This is a genomic window from Micromonospora sagamiensis (genome assembly GCF_014680085.1).
Classification (GTDB): Bacteria; Actinomycetota; Actinomycetes; order Mycobacteriales; family Micromonosporaceae; genus Micromonospora; species Micromonospora inyonensis.
Genome location: NZ_AP023438.1, coordinates 3,487,772 through 3,511,258 on the forward strand (window position 1 = coordinate 3,487,772; position 23,487 = coordinate 3,511,258).

The window sequence follows — 23,487 nt, forward strand, 5'->3', positions numbered from 1 at the left end:
CGAGTGGGGGATCGTCCATGAAACGGTTCATGTCCCGCCTCCTGGCGGCAGCGTGTCTCCTGCCGCTGCTGGCCGTGCCGGCCCAGCCCGCCGCCGCCTCGACCCCGTTCCGCAACCCGCTCAACCCGGGCGCGGACCCCACCATGACCTACTTCAACGGCTCCTACCACCTGGCCACGACCCTCGGGGACCGGATCGGCATCTGGAGTTCGCCGACGCTGGCCGGGCTGGCCACCGCACCCGAACGGACGGTGTGGCGGGACCCGGACCCCAGTCGTAACAAGCAGGTGTGGGCCCCCTCGATCCACCGCTTCGCCTCACCCGAGGGACCCCGCTGGTACATCTACTACACCGCCAGCGACGGCGTCGACGCCAACCACCGCAACTACGTCATCGAGTCCGAGGGCGACGACCCGCTCGGCCCGTACCACTTCAAGGGACGGATCGCCGACTACGGGGAGTACGCCATCGACGGCGAGCCCTTCGTGCACAACGGCGTGATGTACTTCGCCTGGGCCGGACCGGGCCGGGGCATGGGTGGGCCGGCACAGCTCTACCTGCGCCGGATGACGAGCCCGTGGACCACGACCGGCAACCGGGTCGCCCTGCCCGCCGACGGCGGCTGCCACGAGGTGCGCGAGGGGCCGACCGGGCTGCGCGGCCCGGGGCGGCTCTTCCTGGTCTACTCCACCTGCGACACCGGCAAGCCGGACTACCAGCTCTGGATGAAGTCCATCGCGGACGGTGCGGACCCACTGGTGGTGTCGAACTGGCGTCAGCACCCGGGGCCGGTCCTCTGGCGCAACGACGCGGCCGGTGTCTTCGGCCCCGGGCACAACGGCTTCTTCCGCTCGCCCGACGGCACCCAGGACTGGATCGTCTACCACGGCAAGACCAGCTCGGCGTACACCTACGACGGCCGCACCACGCGCGCCCAGCCGGTCGTCTGGAACAGCGACGGCACCCCGGACCTCGGCCGTCCCCTGTCCCTGGGCGCGGTGCAGACGCCGCCGTCCGGCGACCCGTGGACCAGCCAGGAACCGGGCGCGACCCGCGGCTACGTCTCCGCCGACCAGCGGCACCACTTCGACCGTGCCCCCGACGGCATGCTCACCCACTGGTGGTGGGACCCGGTGGACCGGACGGTGCGGCGCGACGTGTGGGGCGGCCCGATCGCCGGCCGACCGGTCGGCTATCCGGTCGGTGCCGAACAGCACGTCTTCGCCCGTACCCCGGACGGGCACCTGCGGCACTGGTGGTGGGCTTCGGGTGGGAGCGTCCGTCAGGAGGACTGGGGACCGGGCCTGGCCGGCGACCCGACCGGCATGGTCACCCCCAACGGGCAGAAGCACGTGTTCGGCCGCGCCCCGGACGGCCGGCTGGCCCACTGGTGGGCCGAGCCCGACGGCAGCGTCCACCGGGACACCTGGACCGGCGGTGACGTGGTCGGCACGCCCGTCGCGTACGCCTTCGGCAACGAGCAGCACGTCTTCGGCCGGGGCGGCGACAACACGTTGCGCCACTGGTTCTGGTTTCCCGGGATCGCGAACAACCTGCCGGGGCTGGACGACTGGGGCGCGACCGGCCGGGTGCACTCCGACCCGACCGGGTTCGCCTTCGGCGACCAGCAGCACGTCTTCTACCGCACCGCCGACGGCAGTCTCGAACACCGCTTCTTCGACCACGGGGACTTCGTCGTACGGACCGACAACTGGGGTGGGGCGATCGTCGGCTCGCCCTTCGCCCTCCGGCAGGGCCAGACGCAGCAGGTCTTCGCCCGGGGCGTCGACGGCGCGCTGTGGCGGCTGTCGTGGCGGCCGGGCGGTGCGGTGACCGTCGACCGGGCGGCCACCGGGGCCACGACCGATCCGGCGGCGCTCGCCTGGCGGGACGAGACCCACGTGCTGGCCCGGGGTGCGGACGGATCCCTGGTCGACTGGCACTGGCAGCCCGCGGGCGGTGCGGTGCCGACCTCCTGGGGCGGCCAGGTCGCCCCCTGACCAGCGCTCCTCGCGCTGCTCGCGCCGCGTCGGCCCGCCTCCTCACCCGCCGCCCGGCTCCTCGGCGCGCGCCTTATCTAGGGGATCTTGGACACTTGCCGTCCTGTCGCAACGGTAAGTGTCCAAGATTCGGGTGAGGTCAGGGGTGCCAGCGCACGGCTGCGGCGGCGGCGAGATCACCGGCGTGCGCGAAGCCGGCCAGCACCACCAGGTCCCCCGGTCGCGGGCGACCCTGCCGGAGTGTCTCGTGCAGGGTGACCGGCACCGCCGCGCCGAAGAGGTTTCCGTACTCGTCGAAGGTGTCCGGATGCCGCGCCGCGTCGACGCCCAGGGACTCCCGCCAGTTGGCCAGGAAGAGCCGGTTCGGCTGGTTGGTGACCAGCAGGTCGATCGCCGAGGTGGGGACGTCGAGGCGGTCGCAGAGCAGGCCGACCACCTCCGGTACGAGGGCGTTGCCCCGCTCGATGATCTTCCGGACCTTGTCCGGCGTGAACGAGACGTCGAGCTGACTGTGTCCCGGCTCCCAGTAGCGGCGGCCGTCCTCCAGCCGGACCCCCATGTCCCCGGCGAACTCGCCGATGTTGCGCAGCTCGATGTCGAGGATCGGCGACTCGTCCCCCACCCGCAGATAGCCGACCCCACAGCCGTCCCCGGGCACCGAGGCGTGCGAGCGACGGCGGACCTCGGACTGGGCGAACATCTGCCCGGCGGTGTTCTGCGCGCAGCAGATCAACGCGGTGCGGGCCTCGCCGGTACGCAGGATCTGCCGGGCGGTACGGAGCATGTGGACGAAGGAGGCGCAGCCGCCGTTGTGCACGTCCAGCACCCAGCCCGGGTCCTGCCCGAGCCGGTGCGCCACCGCCGCTCCCGCGCCGGTCCACGGGAGGTCGGGCAGTTGGACGTTGGTGAGCAGGACGTCCAGCGGTCCGTCACCCCGGGCAGCGGCGCGGTCCAGCACCGGCCGGGCCGCCTTCTCGATCATGTCCACGGCGGTCTCGCCCGGGGCCACGTGCCGGCGGTACCGGGGTGACTTGAACATCACGCTCTCCCGGAGCGCGTCGTCGTCGCCGCCGTAGAAGTCCACGGTCACCCGTTGCTCCGGCAGGTAGCTGCCGACGTCCACCAGACTGACCGGGTTCACGCGCCCTCCCGGGCTCGGTGGGGGTGACTGACCAGCCGGAACCGGGGGTCGGGTCTACTCATCGAGGATCGCCCCTGTCGTGCGGTTCTGCGGACGTCCTTCGCTTGGTGATCATCGTCGCCGGGAACCCGGCTCCGCACAAGTAGACCCCCGACGATCGCCGCGCCGGTCGTGGCGTCCCGGCCCGGTCGGGGGCGGGGCCCGTAACCACGTTCGGACCCGGCAGGGCGGGGCTGGTCGCCACGTCCCGGTCCGGCCGGGGGACGGCGGGATTGCGGGAACGGTGACCGGATCCCTTTTTGCAACCCGCCGTGCACAGTGGACCAGGACAGATGTCATGGTTGGTGCGTGCATTACGCATGACAAATCAATGCACTGTGCGGATGGTGAAATCAAGCCCTTTCCGTCGAGGCTCGAACCGGCCCCGTTCTGGCCGGTGTGGCGCGGTGTCGCGTCCGGATCTACCCTCCTGAGCTGCTGAGATGCTGATTGCAAACGGTTCGGATGAAAGCGAGGCAAAGGATCGTAGGGCCGTGTCCGGGGCTTCGCAAATCGAGAGCGCAACTTCACGCCGTTGGGCGGGCGTTGACGCCGCCGAATGGCTGGCATGACTTTTCCTCAGTCAGCCGGAATGACACCCGGAAAGGGTGTCAGAGAGAGGAGAAACGGAAATGGGCCGTATCACCAAGACCCTGCTCGCCACCACCCTGGCCGTCGGTGGGATGTTCGCCGCTGCCGCCCCGGCCTCGGCCAGCGGGGACCTGGTGGACGTCACCGTCGGCGACGTCGTCATCCTGAACGACGTCACGGTCGAGGTGGCCGCCGTCGCCTGCGGGATCCTCGACGTGAACGCGCTGATCGAGCACCTCAACCAGCACGGCGAGGCCGACTGCCTGGGTATCGCCGACGGCAAGATCATCAAGAACTGATTCGTCGACCGGTGCCCCGTACTGTTCGCCCGTGAGGGCGGCGGTGCGGGGCACCGGCGTTTGTCCGCCGACCCCGCATGGTGCGGGCGACTGCGGCGGTTAGGGCCGCCGGTGCCGGGCCAGAGCGGATCGGGCGCAGGGTGCGATGTGGTCGGTGGGCAGGGTGCACCGGCCCCCGCCGGTCAGTCGCCGGTCGCAGAAGACCCGATGCCGTACGCCCTGGGCGTCCTCGGCCGAGACGGTCACCTCTCCGGCGTCGATCCGTGTGGTGAGCAGAGCGAGGGCGCGCGTGGCGGTGCGGGCGAAGATCCGGGCGCGGTTCAGGTCGGGTACGACGACCGGCACGTGGATCACCCAACGTTCCTCGGACATGGTCATCGCTGGTCCCGGGCGGTCGGGCGCAGGGCGTACGTGGTCTGCCAGTCGCGGAGCGCGTCCTTGATCCGTTTGTTCTCGTCGAGGACGGCATCCAGCGCCGTCTGCGCGACGGCCAGTTCGTCGGCGATGCGGTGCAGGAAGGCGCGTATCTCCTCGGGGTCGAGTCCGTGGCGACGGGTGGTGAAGCAGCGGGCGCGAACCTGCCAGGGCCGCAACGGTCGGTACGCGGACGGCGGGGCCGCGTTGACGGTGTGCCGGTACGCCGGCCGACGCCGGTGGTGCCGGCCGAGCAGGCGACGCAGGAGTGTGCGCATCAGGTGACCGCCCTTCGGGGTGTCCGCTGGAGGTGGCACGTGATCGAATGGGCATTGCCATCCGGGGAGTGTGTGATGCCCAAGCAGCAGTACCAGATGCTCGCAGACGAGCTGCGCAAGAAGATCGACTCAGGGGAGTGGCCGCCCGGCACCAAGTTGCCGAGCCGCGCGCAGCTGTGCAAGGAGTACGGCGTGTCCGACACGGTTGTGGGTAAGGCGATGATGTTGCTCCGCGCGACCGGCCTGACCGAGACCTTGGAGGGCGTGGGCGTCTTCGTGGCCGACCGCTCCTGAACCCTGGATCACGTGACACTGGTCGGATGACGGTGGTACCCGCCTCTCCGGCACACGTCGACGGCTTCCTGGCTGTCGGGGACGTGGCATCCGGTGAGCTGGACGGAATCTCCCAGGCGGGTTGCGCTTCGTGGTCGGACGGCGGGGAGTGTTTGTGACCTTGGTACCGCCAGCAGTACCATTGCTGGGTGTCGTCCGTAGCCAGGATCGTGGAAGCGATGCGGAAGAACCCGCAGAACCTCGCCTACAACGATCTCTACCGGGTGTGCGAGCACTACTTCGGGAAGCCGCGCCAGGCCGGGAGCTCCCACGCGGTGTTCCCGATGCCGTGGGCGGGCGACCCACGCGTCAACATCCAGAACGACAAGGGCAAGGCCAAGGCGTACCAGGTCCGGCAGGTTCTCAGAGCGATCGACAAGAAGGAGGCCATGTGATGCAGCCCCGAATCCGTCCCGAGATCACCCACTACACCTACCGCGTCACCTGGTCCGCTGAGGATGACGAGTTCGTCGCGACCTGCGTAGAGTTCCCGTCCCTCTCCTGGTTGGCGTCATCCCAGACCGAAGCCCTGCAGGGGCTTCAGGTTCTGGTGCGTGAGGTCATCGTCGACCTGGAGGAGCAGGGCGAACAGGTGCCACAGCCGTTCGCCGAGCGCCACTACTCGGGCAGGTTCAACCTGCGGGTCGGCGAGAGTCTGCACCGGAAACTCGCCACTCAGGCCGCAGAGGATGGCATGAGCCTGAACCAGTACGTTCTCCGCAAGCTCGGAGCGGCCTGATCAGTCGAACGACGGGAGTGACGGGCCGAGGACGTCGTCGGCGTCGACGATCGTGTACGCGTACCCCTGCTCGGCGAGGAAGCGCTGCCGGTGGGCGGCGTACTCGGTGTCGATGGTGTCCCGGGAGACCACCGTGTAGAAGTGCGCCTGCCGGCCGTCGGCCTTGGGGCGGAGCACCCGGCCGAGCCGCTGCGCCTCCTCCTGCCGGGAGCCGAACGTGCCGGAGACCTGGATCGCCACCGCCGCCTCCGGCAGGTCGATGGAGAAGTTGCCGACCTTCGAGATGACCAGCGTCCGGATCTCGCCGGAGCGGAAGGCGTCGAAGAGCCGCTCCCGCTCCTTGTTGGTGGTCGAGCCCTGCACGATGGGCGCGTCGAGGTACTCGCCGAGCTGGTGGAGCTGGTCGATGTAGCCGCCGATCACCAGCACCTGCTCGTCCGGGTGCCGCTGCACGAGCGCGCGGACCACCGGCAGCTTGGTCCGTGCGGTCGCCGCCATCCGGTAGCGCTCCTCGCTCTCGGCGGTCGCGTAGGCCAGACGCTCGGCGTCGGTCAGGGTGACCCGTACCTCGGTGCAGAGCGCCGGGGCGATCCAGCCCTGCGCCTCGACGTCCTTCCACGGCGCGTCGAACCGCTTCGGGCCGATCAGGCTGAACACGTCGCCCTCCCGGCCGTCCTCCCGGACCAGCGTGGCGGTGAGGCCGAGCCGGCGACGGGCCTGGAGGTCGGCGGTGAACCGGAAGATCGGCGCGGGCAGCAGGTGCACCTCGTCGTAGATGACCAGGCCCCAGTCGCGGGCTCCGAACAGGTCGAGGTGGGTGAACGCGCCGCCGCGCCGCGAGGTGAGCACCTGGTACGTGGCGATGGTGACCGGGCGGATCTCCTTGCGCTCGCCGGAGTACTCGCCGATCTCGTCCTCGGTCAGCGAGGTGCGGGCGACCAGCTCGCGCTTCCACTGCCGGCCGGCGACCGTGTTGGTGACCAGGATCAGCGTGGTCGCCTTCGCCTCGGCCATCGCCGCCGCCCCGACCAGGGTCTTGCCCGCGCCGCAGGGCAGCACGACCACACCCGATCCGCCGGCCCAGAACGCCTCCACCGCCGCCCGCTGGTACGACCGCAGCGTCCACGGCTTCCCGCCGTCCTTGCCGGCCTCGGCCAGCTCGATCGGGTGCGCCTCGCCGTCGACGTACCCGGCCAGGTCCTCGGCCGGCCAGCCGAGCTTGAGCAGCGCCTGCTTGAGTCGACCCCGCTCGGAGGGATGCACCGCGATCGTGTCGTCGTCGAGCTTCGCGCCGAGCATCCCGGCGAGCTTCTTGCTCTTGGCGACCTCGATCAGCACCAGCCGGTCCAGCGCCCGCAGCACGAGCCCGTGCACCGGATCGTTGGCGAGCTGAAGCCGGCCGTACCGGTCCATGGTCTCGGCCACGTCGACCAGCAACGCGTGCGGCACGGGGTAGCGGGAGTACTTCAGCAGGGCGTCGACCACACCCTCGGCGTCGTGCCCGGCGGCACGGGCGTTCCACAGCCCGAGCGGGGTGAGCCGATAGGTGTGCACGTGCTCGGGGGAGCGCTCCAGCTCCGCGAAGGGCGCGATGGCCATCCGGCAGGCCTGGGCGTCCGGGTGGTCGATCTCCAGCAGCAGGGTCTTGTCCGACTGCACGATCAGTGGTCCACCGCTCACGCCGGGTCCTCCCGCTCTCACCAGGTCTTACGTCCCCGGACGGCCTCCGGGGCGACCATCCAGTCTTGCACGCGACGGGATCAGGCAGAAAAATTCACCACAGGGTGCAACCTTCGCGGCACTCGCATACGTCTAGCGAAGGGACGGCTGCGCCCCTAGGAGGACACATGAACAGAGTTCGGTCCACCATCGGGGTCGCCGCCCTGGCAGTGGTCACGCTGGTCGGTGCGGGCGCGTGCGCGCTCGACCCGCAGGCTGATCCGGCCGGCGACGACCTCGCCGCGGTCAGCGTGTCGGGTGGGTTATCGGGGGAGCGCGCCTCGCCCGGCTCCGACCAGCTGACCGCCCCGATACCCGCCAGGAAGGCGACCGCGACACTCGACACCACCCGCACCACCGTCCAGACCACCTCGAACAAGACCACGGCCAGCAGCACCTGCCCGCAGGGTGAGTACCAGAGGGCCGTCGAGACGTACCTCGCCAAGCTGGGCACCTTCGGCAAGGTCATCGTGGACGGCAAGCAGTCCGCCACCGACTGCGCCGCGATCAAGATGTTCCAGCAGCGGTACGACATCCGTCCCGTCCAGGGTCGCGCCGGACCCACCACGCACGACGTGTCGAAGCGGCTGGCCACCACGAACGTGAGCAGCTGCAAGACCGGCCCCGGGGTCACGTTCTGCATCGACCTGACCCGGCAGACCACCTGGGCCATGCGCGACGGCAAGGTGGTCATCCGGCCGACGGTGACGCGGACCGGGATGCGCGGCTACGCCACCCCGACCGGCACCTACAAGATCAACAAGCGGAACATCAAGGAGTGGTCGAACCCGTACGAGGTGTGGCTGCCGTACTGGCAGCGCTTCGTGGGTGGCATCGGATACCACCAGACCACCACCTACCTGCACGACAAGTCGATCGGCTCGCACGGCTGCATCAACCTGCTCCCGGTCGACGCCAAGCGGTTCTGGGACTGGGGCAAGGTCGGCTACCGGGTGGTCGTCTTCGGCCGCCGGCCCGGCACCTGATCCGATCCGACCGCGTCCACCCTGTCACTTCGTCCCCTCAGGTGACAGGGTGGACTTTAGGGGCGGCGACGGGGAGGTCAGCAGATGACGGTCGACCGGGACACCACCGCCGAGAGCCAGCGGGACGTCGCACCCGTACCGGCGGAGGTGTCCACGGCCGACGACCCCCGACGCACGGGCGGAGCCGCCGCGACGTCGACCGTGTCCACCGCGACCGTGGTGGCGTACGCGGTGGCCGGCGCGGCGGTCCTCGGCTGGTTCCTCTTCGGCTGGCTCGTGCTCCGGCAGGGGTTCGTCGACTCGGTCGGCGAGTCGGCCGGGGCGGCCTTCGCCCTGCTGCTGATCGTCTCGATCGTCGGCACCGTCCGGCGCGGCCGACGCCGCCCGCCGGCCGGCTGAGCAGCTACTCCTCCCGCACCGCCGCAGTGATCCGGTGCAGCGCGAAGGTGTGCAGCATCTCCGTCCGGTCGTCCTCGGCGCGCAGGTAACCCGCCCCGATCGACACCGGACGCACCAGCCGGGACGCGGTCGCGCCGTGCGCGTCCACGTACCCCACCCAGACCAGGGCCTTGTCCCGGACCGCCTGTTGCAGCACCGCCAGCGTGTCCCGGTGACCCGGCACCGCGACCGGGCCGCCCCCCTCCGGTGCCACGCCACGCAGCACCGACGGAGCCCGGCGGGCCGCCCGCGCCGCCGCTTCGCCCCGCCGGATCTGCTCCACGATGCCGAGCAGCCGGGGCGGGGTGAGCCGGGGCCCGGCCAACGGGTCGACCGAGCGGGTGGCCACCGGCATCCGGGCGGGGGCCCGCCGCGCCTTCGGCCGGGCCAGCACCGCCGCCCCGGCCGGGTCCTCCGGCACCGGCGCGTAACCGGCGTCGCGCAGCGCCCCCAGCATCCGCCCCACCTGGTACGGCGTCACCAGCACGGTCGGGGCGAGGCGGCGCAGCGAGAGCGCCTCCAACCGCCGGTCGGCGAGCACCTCGACCAGCAGCGCCTCGTCGTCGCTGCGCAGGTACGCCCCGGCCGAACCGACCCGCAGCCCGCCGTGCCGACGGGCCATGTCGTCCACCAGGTACGTCAGCCCCTGCGGGACCGGGGTCCGGGACCGGCGGCGGAACAGTTCGTGCAGGTCCTCGGCGGACCAGCCGGCGTCCAGGGCCCGGCGCACGCTCGCCGTGGTGACCCGGTGCACGCTCGCCCCGCCGGCCGACTCGTGCTCGGCCACCACGTCCAGTTCGGCGGCGAGCGTCGGCTCCGGTGGACCCGGCACCACCACGGTCAGGTCGGCCTGGACGAGGAAGTGGTCGACCGGCTCGGGGAGCAGCGCGTCCAGGGCCCGGACAGCGGTCGACTGCTCGTCGGGATCGGTGCGCACCCCCAGCGGGTCGTCGGTCCCCGTCCCCTGGGACTCCGTGTCGGCCAGCAGCAGCCGCCCGTACGAGGTGAGCGCCCCGAGCCCGGTCACGCCCAGCGTGGCCGCCTCCGCCAGCACCTCCCGGTGCGCCGTCTCCCGTCCCCGGCTGCGCCGGGGGGCCCGCCAGTCGAGCAGCCCCAACACTTCGTCGGGGGTGGGGGCGGTCGCCGGGGGCAGGTCGGCGAGGACGGCGAGCACGGCCCGGCGGGCGGCCGGCGCGCCGGCCCGTTCCGCCTCGGCGGAGAGCGCGCTGATCGGCCGGTCCCGGTCGTCCCGCTGCCCGACCAGCCCCACCTGACGGGTCATGGTCAGCCAGGCGCGGGCCAGCTGCTCCCAGCGCCGGGCCAGCGAGACCGCGCGCCACACCTCGTACCCGCCGGTGGGCAGGACCTGCTGGTCGGCCCCGTACCGGGTGGTGGTCGCCCCGGGCAGGTCCAGCTCGCCGATCAGCCCGGCCGCGTACGCCGTCTCCAGCAGCAGTGCCGTGGTCGCCTCGTCCAGCCCGGTGACCTTGGCCAGCCGGCGCAGGTCCCGTACCCCGACCCCGCCGGTCCGCAGCACCGGCGCCGGGTCGGCGGCCAGCGCCTCCAGCAGCGCCTCGGTGTGGCGGACCACCTCCATGCTCTGGCCGGCCCCGGCGTTGTCCACGACCTTCGGCTCGCGGGGCGCGGCGGCCACCGCCGGCGGCTCGGTCCGCAACGGACCGAGCGGACCGGTCTCCCGACGCAGCAGCAGGCCGACCTCGCGGGGCAGTTCCACTGCGCCCGCCCCGCCGGACTCCGCCCCGGAGACCGGCACCAGCAACCGGTGGTCGACCAGCCAGCGCACCGGTGAGCCGGTCGGCGCGCCACCGTTGGTCAGGTCGGCGGGGACGACGTCCTCCACTCCGGTGGCGGGGGCACGCAGCGCACCCGGGGGCACCGTGCCGACCGGTGGGCCGGCGGCGAGCCGGTCCAGGATCGCCCGCGCCGAGGGGGGAGCCGCCAGCAGAGTCCGCCGCAGCTTCGCCGGGTCGGCGCAGAGCGTGGCCGTGGCCGGGTCCAGCTCCGCCGCCGGCCGGCCCAGCCCCGCCGGGTGCGCGGACACCTCGTCCACACTCGGCACCACGTGCAGGTCGTGCTCCGGGCCGTACAGCAGGAAAAGCTCGCGCAGCCGGGACAGGGCGGTCCGGACGGCGGTCGGCGCGGGTGGGCGCGGACCGGCGGTGGCCATCGCGAGCACCGTCTCGACGGAGGTGCCGCCGCCGTCGGGACGCCGGGTCAGCCGGGCGGCGTCGAGGATCTGGAGGGTGAACTGGTCCAACCCGTCGAGCGCGCGGGCCACCGAGACCCGCGACTGCGCCCGGACGGCGAGGGCCGAGAGATCGGCGGGGACCGGTACGACGAGGTCCGGCCGCCGGGCGAGCAGCGCGGCGAGCGCCTCGTCGTCGAGGGTGCGCAGGTGGTCCGCGAGTGAGGTGGTCATCGTCGTTCCACGCTAGCCGGCCGAGGGGCGGTCCCGCCCCTCGGACGTCCGGCCGGTATCCCCGCCGACGGTAGGTTCACGGCATGTCCCCTCTGACGGTCGGATTCGACCTCGACATGACCCTGGTCGACTCACGTCCCGGCATCGCTGCCACCTTCCGGGCGCTCACCGCCCGGACCGGGGTACCGGTGGACGTCGAGGCCGTGGTCGCCCGGCTCGGGCCGCCGCTGCGTACCGAGATCGCCCGCTGGTTCCCACCGGCGGAGGTCGAGTCGGTGGTCACCCTCTACCGCGAGCTCTACCCGGCGTACGCGATCACCCCGACGGTGCCGCTGCCCGGCGCGGTCGCCGCCCTCGACGCGGTCCGTGCCCACGGCGGACGGGTCCTGGTGGTCACCGCGAAACTCGGCCGGCTGGCCCGGCTGCACCTGGACCACCTCGGGCTGGCCGTCGACGAGCTGGTCGGCGACCTGTTCGCCGAGGAGAAGGCGACCGCGCTGGTCACCCACGGCGCGACCCACTACGTCGGCGACCACGTGGCGGACATGGTGGCCGCCCGGACGGCCCGGATCCCGGGGATCGGGGTGGCGACCGGCCCGTGCTCGGCCGAGGAACTGCGCGCCGCCGGAGCCGACCTGGTACTCGACGATCTCACCGGATTCCCAGCGGCGACGGGGCGGTTGATCCGGCTAGCCTGAGGGGAGTAGACGTCTCAACGAAGCAGGGGTTCTCAGGTGCCGACGGGTCGAGTGAAGTGGTATGACGCGGCCAAGGGATACGGGTTCGTCACCAGTGACGAAGGTGGCGACGTGTTCCTGCCCAAGGGCGCGCTGCCGACAGGGGTCACCGATCTGAAGGGCGGCCAGCGCGTCGATTTCAGCGTCGTGGACAGCCGCCGGGGCGCGCAGGCGATGGGGGTCAAGCTGCTCGACGCCCCGCCGTCCGTGGCCGAGCTGCGCCGCCGGCCGGCGGAGGAGCTGCACGGCTTGGTCGAGGACATGATCAAGGTGCTGGAGGCCAAGGTCCAGCCGGACCTGCGGCGGGGCCGCTTCCCGGATCGGAAGACCGCGCAGAAGATCGCTCAGCTCGTCCACGCGGTCGCGCGCGAGCTGGAGGTCTGAGGCACGAGCCCGGCGTCGGCGGCCCGGCGCAACAGCGCCTCCACGGCGGCGAAACCGTCCGGTCCCAGCTCGGCGGTGAACTCGTTGACGTAGAGGCCGATGTGCCGGTCCACCACGTCGGGCTCCATCTCCTGGGCATGGGCCAGCACGTAGTCCCGGGTGGCCGCCGGGTCCGCCCACGCCTGCTCCACCGAGGCGCGGATCCACCCGGCGGCGGCCTGCGGGTCCACCACACCGCGCTTCGCCAGGATCGCCCCGAGCGGGATCGGCAGGCCCGTGGTGCGCTCCCACCATTCGCCCAGGTCGACCAGAGCGGTCAGCCCGTGTCGGGGGTACGTGAACCGGGCCTCGTGGATCACCAGGCCGGCGTCGTACCGGCCGGCGGCCACGCCCGGCATGATCTCGTGGAACGGCACCACCTCGATCCGTGCCGGCGGCCGTTCGGCCGACCAGAGCCGGAACAGCAGGTACGCCGTCGTCCGGTCACCCGGTACGGCGACCGTCGCGCCGCTGAGGTCGCCCCCGTCCGCGTCGCCGAGGTCGCCCCCGCCCGTGCTGCCGAGGTCGCCCCCGCCCGTGCCGCCGTTCCCGGGACGGGTGAGCAGCAGCGGGCCGCACCCTCGGCCGAGCGCCCCGCCGCAGGGCAGCAGGTGATAGTCGTCCAGCAGCCACGGCAGTGCCCCGTAGCTCACCTTGACCAGGTCGAACGCCCCCCGCTCGGCGGCGGTGTTGGTGACGTCCACATCGGCGTAGGTCACCTCGACCGGCGGTGCGCCGGGCACGAGGCCGTGCACCAGCGCGTGGAACACGAAGGTGTCATTGGGGCAGGGCGAGATTGCCAGCGAGAGCGCCACGCCTTCACGGTAGCCCGTTGACCTGGTACTCCAGCCGCGCCCCCGGGCCGGGCTGCTGCCCTCCTCGGCCGGGCTGCCGCCTCCCTCGGCGGGGCTGTCGGTTGGTCCGGATGGTAGGTCCCTGCTCCTCGGCGACATGCCCCTTGGCGCGCTTTGGAGCTGCCCGCACAGACGGGGCACCTGTGGGAACCGCGCCACGTACGGGCATCTGTCGATGGGGCATGGACGCACAGACGGGGCAGCTCGAAAGGGCTCGACCGGGTACCACCTCCACCCCCGGGGAGAGTTGTCCACAGGCTTGTCCACAGGAGTGCGGAGGTTGTTGAGAACGGCGGCGAGCTTTCGGACGATCAGGGTGTGACTGAGCGTGCGGTGATCCCGGACGGCCCGACTGGGGAGCCGCTGACGGGCAGGGCGAAAGCCGACGCCGGGGCCGGGGCGGGAGTCGGGGCCGGGGTCGGACGGGCCGGGGCGGGTGTCGAGCTCGGGGCGGTGCTGCGCGCCCTACGCCGTCGTGCGGATCTGAGCCAGCGCGAGCTGGCCGCGCGAGCCGGGGTGCCGAAGAGCACCGTGGCCCGGATCGAGTCGGGCGAGGCGGCGGAACCACGGTTCCGTACGGTCGAGCGGCTGGTCCGTGCGGCCGGGGGCGAGGTGGCGGTCGGCGTCGCGGGTGGGGAACGACCGGCGGCGGTCCCGGCCGTGCCGCACGACGGATGGCGGGACGGCGCGGACCGGCACTACCCCGCCCACCTCGACGTGCGGGAGGTCCGCAGCCTGAAGGACTGGCCGGGGGCCTGGTGGGCGGACTGGTACAACCTGCCGCCGGAGCGGTGGCCGTTGCCGGTGCCCCCGGCGACCTACGACCTCGACCGGCGTCGTCGAGACCGGCGGCGTGAGATCGACCGGATCCTCCAGCAGATCCGTTACCGGCGGGACGGTGCCGGCCTGCCCGCCACCGCGTGGCGGTTGGTCGCCGAGCTGCCCGACGGGGATCTGGTGGGGGAGCTGCGGGCCCACGAGCGCAGCGTCGACCTGTTGTTGGCCCATGTCGGCCGGGACGAGCGGGAGCTGGTGCTGGACGGGGTGCTGGTCGCGCCCGGCCTGCGCGGGCAGGGCATCGGTCGGCGGCTGGTCACCTTCCTCACGGCGGAGATGGATCGGGCCGGGATCGGCACGGTCCACGCGGTTGCCGAGGGCGGTGAGATCGCATTCCTGCACGCCTGCGACTTCCAGATGGGGTGGACCAGGCCGCGGGCGCTCAGGTTCTGTCGGTCCGCCGGGCGTCGAGGGCCGCCGACCCCAGGGCGTCGAGGGCCGTAGCCGCCGAGCCCAGGGCGGTGAGTGCTTCCCGGAGACGCCACGCGCCCCGGTCGCGGGGCCCGATCGGGTTGGAGATCGTCCTGAGTTCGACGAAGGGGAGCCCGGCCTGGGCGGCGGCGACCGCCACGGCGTACCCCTCCATCGCCTCGGCCACCGCGTCGGGGTGCCGGTCGGCGAGGGCCCGGGTGCTGGCGGCGGTGCCGGTCACGGTGCTGACGGTCAGCACCGTCCCGACCACCGCGTCCGGGAGCGCCGACCGCAGGGCAGCGAGCAGGGCCGGATCCGCCGTGACCGCGACCGCGCCGCCGAGCTGCTCGGGAGACATGCCCAGCTCGTCGATCGGGATGAACCCCTCCGGCGACTCCGCACCCAGGTCCGCCGCGAGGCTGCGGCCGGCGAGCACGGTCCCGCCGACCGCCACCCGGTGGGCGAAGCCACCGGCCACGCCGGCGCTGACCACGCCACCGTACGGGCGTCCGGCGGCCTCGGCGAGCGCCAGCAGACGTGCGGTGGCCGCCCCCGCCACGGCCGGTCCGACGCCGACCGGGACGACCGTCGCCGTCGGGTCGGTCAGGCCGGTACGGACCGCCTCCGCCTCGGCGGGCACCGCAGTGACCACGAGCAGACCCGTCATGCCACCGGCCCCTGGGAGTCCTGGCGGTCCTCGTCCTCCGAGCGGTCGGCCGACGACGAGGGGCGGTAGAGGTGGAAGCCGGGCGGCACCAGCCGCTCGTCCTCCGGCGCGGTGGGCGCGGGGGACCGTGCGGGTGCGGGCGGAGGTGCGGGAGCGGGAGCCGAGGGGCCGGTGGCGTCGGTGGCGTCGGCGGGGGCGGGGTCGACGAGTTCGTCGTCGCCGACGGGGCGGCCGAGCAGGCGTTCGCCGCGTAGCCGGCGGGTGACGAGCATGCCCCGGAGGGCGGCGAGCGTGCCGACGGCGGCAGCCACGCCGATGCCGATCCGCCCGTCGAAGGGGACCAGTCCGAGGCCGCCGCCGGCCACGAAGGCGAGCATCAACACCGTCTCGGAGTGGGCGAAGGAGCTGGCCCGCAGTCGCTCCGGGATACGTTCCTGGATCGACGCGTCAACGGCGAGCTTGGCGACACCGCTGGTCAGGGCGGCCACCAGGCAGAGCGCGGCCACCATCGCCAGGGAGAACCGGATCGTGGCGAGCACCGCCACCCCGGCCACGATGACCATGCCGCTGGACTGGATCAGCGCCGGGTGGTGGATGTGGAGGCGGGTGCCGACGGCGGTGGCCAGGAAGGTGCCCAGGGCCAGCGCCGCGCCGACCAGGCCGAGGGCGACCTCGTCCCCGAGATCCCGGCCGAGGAGCACGGTGGTCAGGTCGCCGGCCTTGATCGCGAAGGCGAGGAAGAGCAGCAGGAAGCCGTACACGGCGCGGAGGGTGGCGGCGCCGATCAGCGTGGCCAGCACCAGTCGGCCGGCCGGGCCGCCACGGCCCAGCGGTCGTTCACCGTCGCGGCCGAACGCCCGGCGCAACGGGCGGGGCACCCGTTCCGGTGGCTCGGAGTCGGCACGGGGCGGCAGGCGCAGGGCGATCACCATGCCGGCCAGGAAGATGAGGGACGCGACCCGGAGCGGCCACTGCGGGCCGAACCAGAACGCGGCCAGCCCGATCGGGGCGACCAGGCCGCCGGCGACCGTGCCGTAGACGCTGGCCCGCGCGCCGACCTGGGAGAGGCCGAGCCCTTCGGGAAGCAACCGGGGCACGGCCGCGGAACGGGCCACCCCGTACGCGCGGGAGAGGGCGAGCACCCCGAACGCCGCCGGGTAGAGCCCGAAGCCGTGGATGTAGTCGGAGATCATCCAGGCCAGGAAGGCCCGGCCCAGCATGGTGGCCGCGAGAGCGTAGCGCCGGCCGTGCCGGAAATGGTCGAGCAGTGGCCCGACCACCGGTGCCAGCATCGCGAACGGCACCATCGTCACCAGCAGGTAGAGGGCGACCTTGCTGCGGGCCTCGCCGAGCGGCACGTTGAAGAAGATCGTTCCGGCCAGGCCGATGGCGATCAGGGTGTCCCCGGCGCACGAGACGGCGTGCAGGTCGAAGAGGCGGATCATGCCGACCTCGCCCCCGGCGCTGCGGGCCCTGGCCAGACCGAACCGCCGTCCCATCCACCGACCGCCGTTGACCGACCCGCGGAGGAGCCTGCGGGTGGTGCGGACGCCCGTACCGACGGTCGTCCCGAGGACGGACCGTCCGGAGCGGGAGAACAGCGGCATGTTCCCCATCCTTGCCCATCGCCCGGACCGTCGCCGCATCTGCCCGGGAAGACGTGTGTCGGGGAGTCCCTGTCGGCCGGCGACGTGCATGGGGGACAATGGACAGGTGACCAGGCCCGCCTCCACCCGTGTCCGCCTCGACCAGGTCTGCGCCGCCGCCGTCGAGGTGGCCCGCGAAGGCATCACCGAGGTGGAGCCCTCGGACGTCGGCGACCACCTCAAGGCTGTCGCCGAGGGGGACCGGATCGTCACTCACTACTTCGAGTGCCGGCTTTCGGGCTACCGGGGTTGGCGCTGGGCGGTGACCGTCACCCGGGTCCCGCGCAGCCGTAACGTGACGATCTGCGAGACCGTCCTGCTGCCCGGCCCGGACGCGCTGCTCGCCCCGGGCTGGCTCCCCTGGCAGGAGCGGCTCCAGCCGGGCGACCTCGGCCCCGGCGACCTGCTGCCCACCCCGCCGGATGACGAGCGCCTGGCTCCGGGCTACCTGCTCTCCGACGACCCGGCGATCGAGGAGTCCGCCTGGGAACTGGGGCTCGGCCGTACCCGGGTCTTCTCCCGTGAGGGGCGGATGGACACCGCTCAGCGTTGGTACGACGGTGACCACGGTCCCGGTGCGGCGATCTCGGTCGCCGCTCCCGCCGCAGCCCGCTGCGCCTCGTGCGGGTTCTACCTCCCGCTGGCCGGGGCGCTGCGGCAGTCCTTCGGCGCCTGCGGCAACTTCTACGCCCCGGACGACGGTCGGGTGGTCAGTGCCGACCACGGGTGCGGTGCACACTCCGAGGCCCTGGCCGACGCACCCGAGTCCCAGGTCGACGAGCTGCCCACCATCTACGACGACAGTGCGGTGGAGGAGATGTCGGTGAGCCGGGCCCCGGGCTCGGTGGAGGCGACCGAGCCGGCGGAGCCGTACGGGCACTCCTGACCCGCAGCGGCGGGTACCGTCCGGGCCGGTGACGGCCCGCCGGAGGCACGCAGCTCAGCGGTGGGTGCGGCGGCGTCGTCGGTTCGCGTCGTGCCGCATCATCACCGCCAGACCGGGGAACCCCCACAGGAAACCGGCCAGGCAGGTCCAGAGCCAGTTCTCGTGACCGTTCGTGGTGATCCAGTCGCGGAAGAAGACCAGGAGCGCCAGCCCGACGACAGCCCAGATCGCCAACCCGGCGAGGGCGAAGGGCACCATCGGCGGGTCGAGCGGCTCCGGCCGCGGTGGCTGTTGTCTGGGCACCTGGGAAGCGTACCTCGATCAACTTTTGCTGGTAGCCCCTGATCTGCGACGATGCGCCCCGACAGACGGAAGATCAGTTGCGAGGATCCGATGGACAAAGCGTCGCCCGAGACCGGAACACTCTCCGAGTCCCCCCGCCCCCGCAATGGCTTCGACCGGTTCTTCGAGATTTCCGCCCGGGGCTCGACGGTGGGCCGCGAGGTGCGTGGCGGTCTCGCCACCTTCTTCACGATGGCCTACATCGTGGTGCTGAACCCGCTGATCATCGGCGGTGCGGTGGACGGCGACGGCAAGAAGCTGGCGATTCCCGCCCTGGCGGCGGCGACCGCGCTGGTCGCCGGGCTGATGACCCTCCTGATGGGCGTGGTGGGCCGCTTCCCGCTGGCGCTCGCCGCCGGGCTCGGCGTGAACGCGCTGGTCGCGTACGAGATCGCACCGCAGATGACCTGGGCGGACGCGATGGGCCTGGTGGTGATCGAGGGTGTGATCATCGCCGCGCTGGTGCTCACCGGGCTCCGGACGGCGGTGTTCCGCTCGGTGCCGACCCAGATGAAGACCGCCATCGGCGTCGGCATCGGCCTCTTCCTGACCATCATCGGCCTGGTCGACGCCGGCTTCGTCCGCCGGGTGCCGGACGCGGCGAACACCACCGTCCCGGTCGGGTTGGGCATCGGCGGCAAGCTGGTGAGCTGGCCGATGCTCGTCTTCGTGCTCGGTCTGCTGGTCACCCTGGTGCTGGTGGTGCGCAAGGTGCGGGGCGCGATCCTGATCGGCATCCTCGCCTCCACCGTGCTGGCGATCGTGGTCGAGGCGGTGGCGAACGTCGGACCGTCCGTGGTCGACGGCAAGCCCAACCCGAAGGGCTGGGCGCTCAACGTGCCGGAACTGCCGAAGACCGTGGTGGACGTGCCGGACCTCTCCCTGCTCGGCAACTTCAACGTGCTGGACTCCTGGGGCCGGGCCGGTTGGCTGGTCGTGCTGATGTTCGTCTTCACCCTGTTGATCACGGACTTCTTCGACACGATGGGGACGATGGTCGCGGTCGGTCAGGAGGGTGACCTGCTCGACGAGCGCGGCACCCCGCCCCGGGCCAAGGAGATCCTGCTGGTCGACTCGATCGCGGCGGCGGCCGGTGGTGCGGCCAGCACCTCCAGCAACACCTCGTACATCGAGAGCGCCGCAGGTGTCGCGGAGGGTGCCCGGACCGGCGCGGCCAACCTGGTCACCGGTGCCCTGTTCCTGCTGGCGATGTTCCTCGCGCCGCTGGTGGTGATCGTGCCGTTCGAGGCGGCCTCGACGGCGCTGGTGGTGGTCGGCTTCCTGATGATGACCGCGGTGCGGACCATCGACTGGACCGACTACGAGATCGCCATCCCGGCGTTCCTCACCATCGTGCTGATGCCCTTCACCTACTCGATCTCCAACGGGATCGGCGCGGGTCTGATCACGTACGTGGTGGTGAAGCTGGCGAAGGGCAAGGCCCGGGAGGTCCACCCGCTGCTGTACGGGGTGGCCGCCCTCTTCGTGGTGTACTTCCTGCGAGGGCCGGTCGAATCCGTCCTCCTGTGACCCGCTCCGGCCCGGGACGCCTCGGGGTGTTTCGGGTCGGAAGGGGGTAAACCTCCTGGTGAGCATGCTCATATCGGATGTCGTTAGCTTGGCTCATTAGCTAGGCTAACCAACGTGACGGAGCGGACGGTGACGACGAGACGCGTGGCACCGACGCAACTGGCGCAACAACTGCGTGATGCGCTCACCCGACTCAACCGGCGGGTCCGCCAGGCCCGGCCGGTGGGTGACCTCACGGTGACTCAGCTCTCCGCCCTGACCAGCCTCCGGCTGGCGGGCGCGCTGACCCCTCGGGAGCTGGCCGACGTCGAACGGGTACAACCGCCGACGATGACCAGGATCGTCGCGAAGTTGGAGGAGCGCGGCCTCGTTCGCCGCACCCCCCACCCGACCGACGGCCGGCAGGTCATCCTGGCGGCCACCGAAGGGGGGCAGGCTGTGCTCGACCAGTTCGAGCGGGCCCGCGACGAGTGGCTGGCCAACCGGCTGGCCGACCTCACCGAGGAGGAACGCGACACCCTGCGGCACGCCGCCGAGATCCTGCAGCGGCTCGCCCGCGGCTGAACGCCACCGGGTCCGCACCGTCCGCCCTGGATGACGCGTACCCGAGGAGGCGCACCGAGCGTGCGGACGAAACTGAGCACGATGTTCCAGTCCCTGCAGATCCGTAACTACCGGCTCTTCGCGTCCGGGCAGCTGATCAAGTTGATCGGCGTCTGGATGATGTTCATCGCCCAGGACTGGCTCGTCCTCGAACTCTCCGGCGACTCCGCCACCGCGCTCGGCATCGTCACCGCGCTCCAGTTCGCCCCGGTCCTGCTCCTCACCCTCCTCTCCGGCCGCCTCGCCGACCGGTACGACAAGCGCCTGCTCCTATTCGTCGCCAACGCGTTCTGGAGTGTGCTCGCGCTCGGGATGAGCGTGCTGGTCGTCACCGGCCTGGTGCAGCTCTGGCACGTCTACGTCTTCGCCGCCCTGCTGGGCGTCGCCAACGCGGTGGAGACCCCGGTCCGGCAGGCGTTCGTCTCCGAGCTGGTCGGCACGCCGCTGCTGCCGAACGCGCTCGCGCTCTCGGCGGCCACCTTCAACAGCGCCCGGATCATCGGCCCCGCCGTCGCCGGTGTCGCGATCGCCCTCGTCGACGTCGGCCCGGTCTTCCTGGTCAGCGCCCTCAGTTCGCTCGCCCCGCTGGCCAACGTGGTCCGGATGAATCCCGCCGAGCTGTACCGCGAGGCGCTGCCCCCGATGGAGGAGCGCGACTCGGCCAAGGTGGTCGACGGGCTGCGCTACGTCGCGAAGCGCCCCGACCTGCTGCTGCCTATGGCCCTGATGTCGGTCATCGGGATGAGCCTGTTCAACTTCCAGATCACGCTCGCCGCGCTGGCCAAGACCGTCTTCGACACCGGAGCGGCCTCGTTCGGCCTGTTCACCACCACGCTCGCGGTGGGCTCGCTCGCCGGTGCGCTGGCCGGAAGCGGACGGCGTAGCCGCCCGTCGGTCTGGGTGGTGCTCGGCGCGGCGGTCACCTGTTCCGTGTTCGGCACCCTGGTAGGGCTCGCGCCCGGGTACTGGCTGGTCGTCGCGTTGCTCCTGCCGACCGGGTTCTTCGTGATCTTCTTCGCCCAGGCCGCCAACCAGCGGGTCCAGCTCGGCACCGACGCCGCCTTCCGGGGCCGGGTGATGGCGCTGTGGGTGCTGGTCTTCCTCGGCACCAACCCGGTCGGCGCGCCGCTCGTCGGCTGGGTCGCGGAGACCTACGGTGCCGGGGTGAGCATCTGGGCCGGTGGGCTGATCTCGCTCACCGCCGCCGGACTGGCCCTGACCTGGCAACTGCGCCGCTCCGGTGCCCGCATCCGGCTGCGGATCCGCCCGTTGCCCCGGCTCTACGTCGTTTCGCCCCCGACCGCCGGTCGGGGGCGGTGCCAGACGCGGTGGCCCGCGGAGGCCGGTGTGCGGTGAACCGTCCCCGACCGGATCCCGGCATTCCGCTGGCACAGCGGGTCACGGGGGATTAGCGTCGATACGTGGAGGTCGGTCGGGCGATGCTGCTCGCACTGGCGATCCTCCTCGTGGTGTGTGTGCCGGCCGCGGTCGCCCTGGTGTGCTGCGGTGACGACCGCCTCGACCGGATCGCCGGTGCCTGGTCGCGTCGGCGTGCCCGCCGCCGCGACCGCCGGACGATCGCCCAGCTCGACCGGGCGATCGACGCCGACGCCCTCACCCGCGACATCGACCTCACCGAGTTCGACCGGCCGGACCGCCGGCCGCTCGAACAGGTCGCCGCCGACCTGTGGCGGCTCCGCGCCTACCGGTTGGGACGCGGGGGACGGCCGATCGTCTGGCCGCTGCTGCTGATCCAGGCGTACGACGACCGGCTCCGACTGGCCTGCCGGTGCCTCGGCGTCACCGAGCACCTGGCCGAGCTGGAAGGGGTGGACCGGGAGATCGAGCGGGTACGCGTCGAGGGGGCGCTGCACGCCGCCGGACTGCCGCTGCCGGCGGCCACCGCCGACCACCGCCAACGACACCGGTGACCCGACACCGGCAGCGATGAGGCTCTTCGTCGCGGTCCACCCGCCGCCGGAGGCGGTGGCCGATCTCGCCGCGCAGGTCGCCCGGCTGCGGATCGGGCTGGCCGCCGCGGCTCCGGCTCGCTCCGGCCGGCCCGCCAGATCACCAGGCCCACGCCTCCGGGGCGGGACCACCGTTGCCGATCGGCGGGAAGAGCTCGTCGAGCCGTTCTTCGGTCGCCTCGTCGAGGCGGACCGCCAGGGCACCGAGGGAGCGGTCGAGCTGCTCGACGGTACGTGGACCGATGATCGGCGCGGTCACCCCCTGCCGGGAGAGCAGCCAGCCCAGGGCCACGTCGGCCGGGTCGTGGCCGAGGTCCGCGCAGAGCTGCTCGTACGCCTCGATCGTCTCGCGGTGGTTGGCCAGCGCGTCGGCGGCGCGGCCGGTCGCGCCGCGCGCCGCCCCGCCGGCGGCCATCTTGGCCAGAACCCCCGCGAGCAGTCCGCCGTGCAGCGGCGACCAGGGGATGATGCCGAGGCCGAGGTGCTGCGCGGCCGGGATCACCTCCAGCTCGGCGTGCCGGGTCATGAGGTTGTAGATGCACTGTTCGGAGACGAGCCCGAGGAAGTTGCGCTGCCGGGCGACGCCCTGCGCGACGGCCAGGTGCCAGCCGGCGAAGTTCGACGAGCCGACGTAGAGCACCTTGCCCTGGGCGACCAGGGTCTCCATCGCCTGCCAGATCTCCTCCCACGGGGTGCTCCAGGAGATGTGGTGCATCTGGTACAGGTCGATGGTGTCGGTCCGGAGCCGGCGCAGCGAGTCCTCACAGGCCCGGACGATGTGCCGGGCGGAGAGCCCCTGCTCGTTCGGCCAGTCGCCCATCTTGCCGTAGACCTTGGTGGCCAGCACGACCTTCTCCCGGCGACCGCCGCCCTGGGCGAGCCAGCGCCCGATGATCTGCTCGGTGACGCCCTCGCCCGTCCGCCAGCCGTAGACGTTGGCGGTGTCGAAGAAGTTCAGGCCGTGCGCCAGGGCGCGGTCCATGATCTCGAAACTGTCGGGTTCGCTGGTCTGCGGTCCGAAGTTCATGGTGCCCAGGCAGAGCCGGCTCACCGACAGGCCGGTCCGGCCGAGGTTCGTGTACTCCATGGGCTCACCCTGCCACGGCGGGCGTGACCGCACCCGGGGCCGGGGCGGTCGCGCCGAGGATCCGGGTGAGCGGCCAC

General features: G+C 72.2%; 25 protein-coding genes and 1 pseudogene. 16 read left to right on the top strand and 10 right to left on the bottom strand.

The window, feature by feature from the left end; translation table 11 throughout:
* Window positions 1–17: 17 nt before the first annotated feature.
* The gene (locus tag IGA62_RS15355) at window positions 18–2,000 is read left to right on the top strand and encodes a family 43 glycosylhydrolase (RefSeq protein WP_145820533.1); all 1,983 of its coding nucleotides are present in this window, start codon (window positions 18–20) and stop codon (window positions 1,998–2,000) included.
* Window positions 2,001–2,139: 139 nt separating this feature from the next.
* Here IGA62_RS15355 and IGA62_RS15360 read toward each other — a convergent pair whose 3' ends face one another.
* Window positions 2,140–3,141, bottom strand: coding sequence for a 3-oxoacyl-ACP synthase III family protein (locus IGA62_RS15360; protein WP_145820531.1), 1,002 nt, complete (start codon window positions 3,139–3,141; stop codon window positions 2,140–2,142).
* A gap of 671 nt (window positions 3,142–3,812) precedes the next feature.
* On the opposite strand from IGA62_RS15360, the gene IGA62_RS15365 reads away from it, so the two are divergent.
* Window positions 3,813–4,070, top strand: a complete 258-nt coding sequence (locus IGA62_RS15365) for a hypothetical protein (protein ID WP_145820529.1) — start codon at window positions 3,813–3,815, stop codon at window positions 4,068–4,070.
* A gap of 99 nt (window positions 4,071–4,169) precedes the next feature.
* On the opposite strand, the gene IGA62_RS15370 is transcribed toward IGA62_RS15365, so the two are convergent.
* Together IGA62_RS15370 and IGA62_RS15375 are read right to left on the bottom strand one after the other, a co-directional pair.
* Window positions 4,170–4,442 carry a hypothetical protein gene (locus IGA62_RS15370; protein WP_145822209.1) on the bottom strand — a complete coding sequence of 91 codons (273 nt, stop codon included), beginning with the start codon at window positions 4,440–4,442 and terminating at the stop codon, window positions 4,170–4,172.
* 2 nt (window positions 4,443–4,444) lie between these two features.
* Window positions 4,445–4,762 carry a DivIVA domain-containing protein gene (locus IGA62_RS15375; protein WP_145820527.1) on the bottom strand — a complete coding sequence of 106 codons (318 nt, stop codon included), beginning with the start codon at window positions 4,760–4,762 and terminating at the stop codon, window positions 4,445–4,447.
* 75 nt (window positions 4,763–4,837) lie between these two features.
* Here IGA62_RS15375 and IGA62_RS15380 point away from each other — a divergent pair, with 75 nt between their 5' ends.
* The 3 genes from IGA62_RS15380 to IGA62_RS15390 all read left to right on the top strand — a co-directional run bounded on the left by IGA62_RS15380 (window position 4,838) and on the right by IGA62_RS15390 (window position 5,834).
* Window positions 4,838–5,056, top strand: coding sequence for a winged helix-turn-helix domain-containing protein (locus tag IGA62_RS15380; RefSeq protein ID WP_145820525.1), 219 nt, complete (start codon window positions 4,838–4,840; stop codon window positions 5,054–5,056).
* 188 nt (window positions 5,057–5,244) lie between these two features.
* Entirely contained in the window at window positions 5,245–5,490 is a 246-nt protein-coding gene (locus IGA62_RS15385) for a toxin HicA (RefSeq protein ID WP_232624656.1), read from the top strand.
* Window positions 5,490–5,834 (top strand): type II toxin-antitoxin system HicB family antitoxin, encoded by a 345-nt coding sequence (locus tag IGA62_RS15390; protein WP_145820523.1) that lies wholly within the window; start codon window positions 5,490–5,492, stop codon window positions 5,832–5,834. Before IGA62_RS15385 ends, IGA62_RS15390 begins: the two co-directional genes overlap by 1 nt.
* Here the strand turns inward: IGA62_RS15390 and IGA62_RS15395 are convergent, their stop codons facing one another.
* Window positions 5,835–7,514 carry a DNA repair helicase XPB gene (locus IGA62_RS15395; protein ID WP_145820521.1) on the bottom strand — a complete coding sequence of 560 codons (1,680 nt, stop codon included), beginning with the start codon at window positions 7,512–7,514 and terminating at the stop codon, window positions 5,835–5,837.
* A gap of 167 nt (window positions 7,515–7,681) precedes the next feature.
* On the opposite strand from IGA62_RS15395, the gene IGA62_RS15400 reads away from it, so the two are divergent.
* Together IGA62_RS15400 and IGA62_RS15405 are read left to right on the top strand one after the other, a co-directional pair.
* Window positions 7,682–8,539 (top strand): L,D-transpeptidase family protein, encoded by an 858-nt coding sequence (locus tag IGA62_RS15400; protein ID WP_145820519.1) that lies wholly within the window; start codon window positions 7,682–7,684, stop codon window positions 8,537–8,539.
* An 84-nt stretch (window positions 8,540–8,623) separates the two neighbouring features.
* A complete protein-coding gene (locus IGA62_RS15405) occupies window positions 8,624–8,938 on the top strand; it encodes a hypothetical protein (RefSeq protein WP_332838443.1) in 315 nt (104 codons plus the stop codon).
* A gap of 4 nt (window positions 8,939–8,942) precedes the next feature.
* Here the strand turns inward: IGA62_RS15405 and IGA62_RS15410 are convergent, their stop codons facing one another.
* The gene (locus IGA62_RS15410) at window positions 8,943–11,417 is read right to left on the bottom strand and encodes a helicase-associated domain-containing protein (RefSeq protein WP_145820517.1); all 2,475 of its coding nucleotides are present in this window, start codon (window positions 11,415–11,417) and stop codon (window positions 8,943–8,945) included.
* 83 nt (window positions 11,418–11,500) lie between these two features.
* Between IGA62_RS15410 and IGA62_RS15415 the strand changes: the two genes are divergently transcribed.
* Together IGA62_RS15415 and IGA62_RS15420 are read left to right on the top strand one after the other, a co-directional pair.
* The gene (locus IGA62_RS15415; protein ID WP_145820515.1) at window positions 11,501–12,115 is read left to right on the top strand and encodes an HAD family hydrolase; all 615 of its coding nucleotides are present in this window, start codon (window positions 11,501–11,503) and stop codon (window positions 12,113–12,115) included.
* Window positions 12,116–12,151: 36 nt separating this feature from the next.
* Complete coding sequence (locus IGA62_RS15420; protein ID WP_088980993.1) at window positions 12,152–12,538, top strand: cold-shock protein; 387 nt, start codon at window positions 12,152–12,154, stop codon at window positions 12,536–12,538.
* Here the strand turns inward: IGA62_RS15420 and IGA62_RS15425 are convergent.
* Window positions 12,499–13,392: a 1,4-dihydroxy-6-naphthoate synthase gene (locus IGA62_RS15425; protein ID WP_145820513.1), complete on the bottom strand. Its 894-nt coding sequence runs from the start codon at window positions 13,390–13,392 to the stop codon at window positions 12,499–12,501. The genes IGA62_RS15420 and IGA62_RS15425 overlap by 40 nt on opposite strands.
* 357 nt (window positions 13,393–13,749) lie before the next feature.
* On the opposite strand from IGA62_RS15425, the gene IGA62_RS15430 reads away from it, so the two are divergent.
* Window positions 13,750–14,712, top strand: coding sequence for a GNAT family N-acetyltransferase (locus IGA62_RS15430; RefSeq protein WP_232624657.1), 963 nt, complete (start codon window positions 13,750–13,752; stop codon window positions 14,710–14,712).
* Here the strand turns inward: IGA62_RS15430 and IGA62_RS15435 are convergent.
* Window positions 14,651–15,346, bottom strand: coding sequence for a futalosine hydrolase (locus tag IGA62_RS15435; protein ID WP_145820511.1), 696 nt, complete (start codon window positions 15,344–15,346; stop codon window positions 14,651–14,653). The genes IGA62_RS15430 and IGA62_RS15435 overlap by 62 nt on opposite strands.
* Entirely contained in the window at window positions 15,343–16,953 is a 1,611-nt protein-coding gene (locus tag IGA62_RS15440; protein WP_145820509.1) for an MFS transporter, read from the bottom strand. Before IGA62_RS15440 ends, IGA62_RS15435 begins: the two co-directional genes overlap by 4 nt.
* A gap of 88 nt (window positions 16,954–17,041) precedes the next feature.
* Between IGA62_RS15440 and IGA62_RS15445 the strand changes: the two genes are divergently transcribed.
* Window positions 17,042–17,878: a DUF3027 domain-containing protein gene (locus IGA62_RS15445; protein ID WP_145820507.1), complete on the top strand. Its 837-nt coding sequence runs from the start codon at window positions 17,042–17,044 to the stop codon at window positions 17,876–17,878.
* Between the two features lie 54 nt (window positions 17,879–17,932).
* Here the strand turns inward: IGA62_RS15445 and IGA62_RS15450 are convergent, their stop codons facing one another.
* Window positions 17,933–18,181, bottom strand: a complete 249-nt coding sequence (locus tag IGA62_RS15450; protein WP_145820505.1) for a DUF2530 domain-containing protein — start codon at window positions 18,179–18,181, stop codon at window positions 17,933–17,935.
* Window positions 18,182–18,271: 90 nt separating this feature from the next.
* Here IGA62_RS15450 and IGA62_RS15455 point away from each other — a divergent pair, with 90 nt between their 5' ends.
* The 5 genes and pseudogenes from IGA62_RS15455 to IGA62_RS30770 all read left to right on the top strand — a co-directional run.
* Window positions 18,272–19,750 (top strand): NCS2 family permease, encoded by a 1,479-nt coding sequence (locus IGA62_RS15455; protein ID WP_145820503.1) that lies wholly within the window; start codon window positions 18,272–18,274, stop codon window positions 19,748–19,750.
* Between the two features lie 114 nt (window positions 19,751–19,864).
* Entirely contained in the window at window positions 19,865–20,314 is a 450-nt protein-coding gene (locus tag IGA62_RS15460) for a MarR family winged helix-turn-helix transcriptional regulator (RefSeq protein WP_176737831.1), read from the top strand.
* A gap of 60 nt (window positions 20,315–20,374) precedes the next feature.
* A complete protein-coding gene (locus tag IGA62_RS15465; RefSeq protein WP_145820501.1) occupies window positions 20,375–21,709 on the top strand; it encodes an MFS transporter in 1,335 nt (444 codons plus the stop codon).
* Window positions 21,710–21,774: 65 nt separating this feature from the next.
* Window positions 21,775–22,284 carry a hypothetical protein gene (locus tag IGA62_RS15470; protein WP_145820499.1) on the top strand — a complete coding sequence of 170 codons (510 nt, stop codon included), beginning with the start codon at window positions 21,775–21,777 and terminating at the stop codon, window positions 22,282–22,284.
* A gap of 16 nt (window positions 22,285–22,300) precedes the next feature.
* A pseudogene (locus IGA62_RS30770) lies at window positions 22,301–22,393 on the top strand (RNA 2',3'-cyclic phosphodiesterase); the annotation flags it as partial.
* Window positions 22,394–22,423: 30 nt separating this feature from the next.
* On the opposite strand, the gene IGA62_RS15475 reads toward IGA62_RS30770, so the two are convergent.
* On the bottom strand, window positions 22,424–23,410 hold the full coding sequence (locus IGA62_RS15475; RefSeq protein ID WP_145820497.1) for an aldo/keto reductase: 987 nt from the start codon (window positions 23,408–23,410) through the stop codon (window positions 22,424–22,426).
* Window positions 23,411–23,487: the final 77 nt, after the last annotated feature.

Bases quoted from the DNA above. Each gene is read 5' to 3' on its own strand.
- IGA62_RS15355 (WP_145820533.1), top strand. From the start codon at position 18: ATGAAACGGTTCATGTCCCGCCTCCTGGCGGCAGCGTGTCTCCTGCCG.
- IGA62_RS15365 (WP_145820529.1), top strand. From the start codon at position 3,813: ATGGGCCGTATCACCAAGACCCTGCTCGCCACCACCCTGGCCGTCGGT.
- IGA62_RS15370 (WP_145822209.1), bottom strand. From the start codon at position 4,442: ATGTCCGAGGAACGTTGGGTGATCCACGTGCCGGTCGTCGTACCCGAC.
- IGA62_RS15375 (WP_145820527.1), bottom strand. From the start codon at position 4,762: ATGCGCACACTCCTGCGTCGCCTGCTCGGCCGGCACCACCGGCGTCGG.
- IGA62_RS15380 (WP_145820525.1), top strand. From the start codon at position 4,838: ATGCCCAAGCAGCAGTACCAGATGCTCGCAGACGAGCTGCGCAAGAAG.
- IGA62_RS15390 (WP_145820523.1), top strand. From the start codon at position 5,490: ATGCAGCCCCGAATCCGTCCCGAGATCACCCACTACACCTACCGCGTC.
- IGA62_RS15400 (WP_145820519.1), top strand. From the start codon at position 7,682: ATGAACAGAGTTCGGTCCACCATCGGGGTCGCCGCCCTGGCAGTGGTC.
- IGA62_RS15405 (WP_332838443.1), top strand. From the start codon at position 8,624: ATGACGGTCGACCGGGACACCACCGCCGAGAGCCAGCGGGACGTCGCA.
- IGA62_RS15410 (WP_145820517.1), bottom strand. From the start codon at position 11,417: ATGACCACCTCACTCGCGGACCACCTGCGCACCCTCGACGACGAGGCG.
- IGA62_RS15415 (WP_145820515.1), top strand. From the start codon at position 11,501: ATGTCCCCTCTGACGGTCGGATTCGACCTCGACATGACCCTGGTCGAC.
- IGA62_RS15435 (WP_145820511.1), bottom strand. From the start codon at position 15,346: ATGACGGGTCTGCTCGTGGTCACTGCGGTGCCCGCCGAGGCGGAGGCG.
- IGA62_RS15440 (WP_145820509.1), bottom strand. From the start codon at position 16,953: ATGCCGCTGTTCTCCCGCTCCGGACGGTCCGTCCTCGGGACGACCGTC.
- IGA62_RS15445 (WP_145820507.1), top strand. From the start codon at position 17,042: ATGGGGGACAATGGACAGGTGACCAGGCCCGCCTCCACCCGTGTCCGC.
- IGA62_RS15455 (WP_145820503.1), top strand. From the start codon at position 18,272: ATGGACAAAGCGTCGCCCGAGACCGGAACACTCTCCGAGTCCCCCCGC.
- IGA62_RS15475 (WP_145820497.1), bottom strand. From the start codon at position 23,410: ATGGAGTACACGAACCTCGGCCGGACCGGCCTGTCGGTGAGCCGGCTC.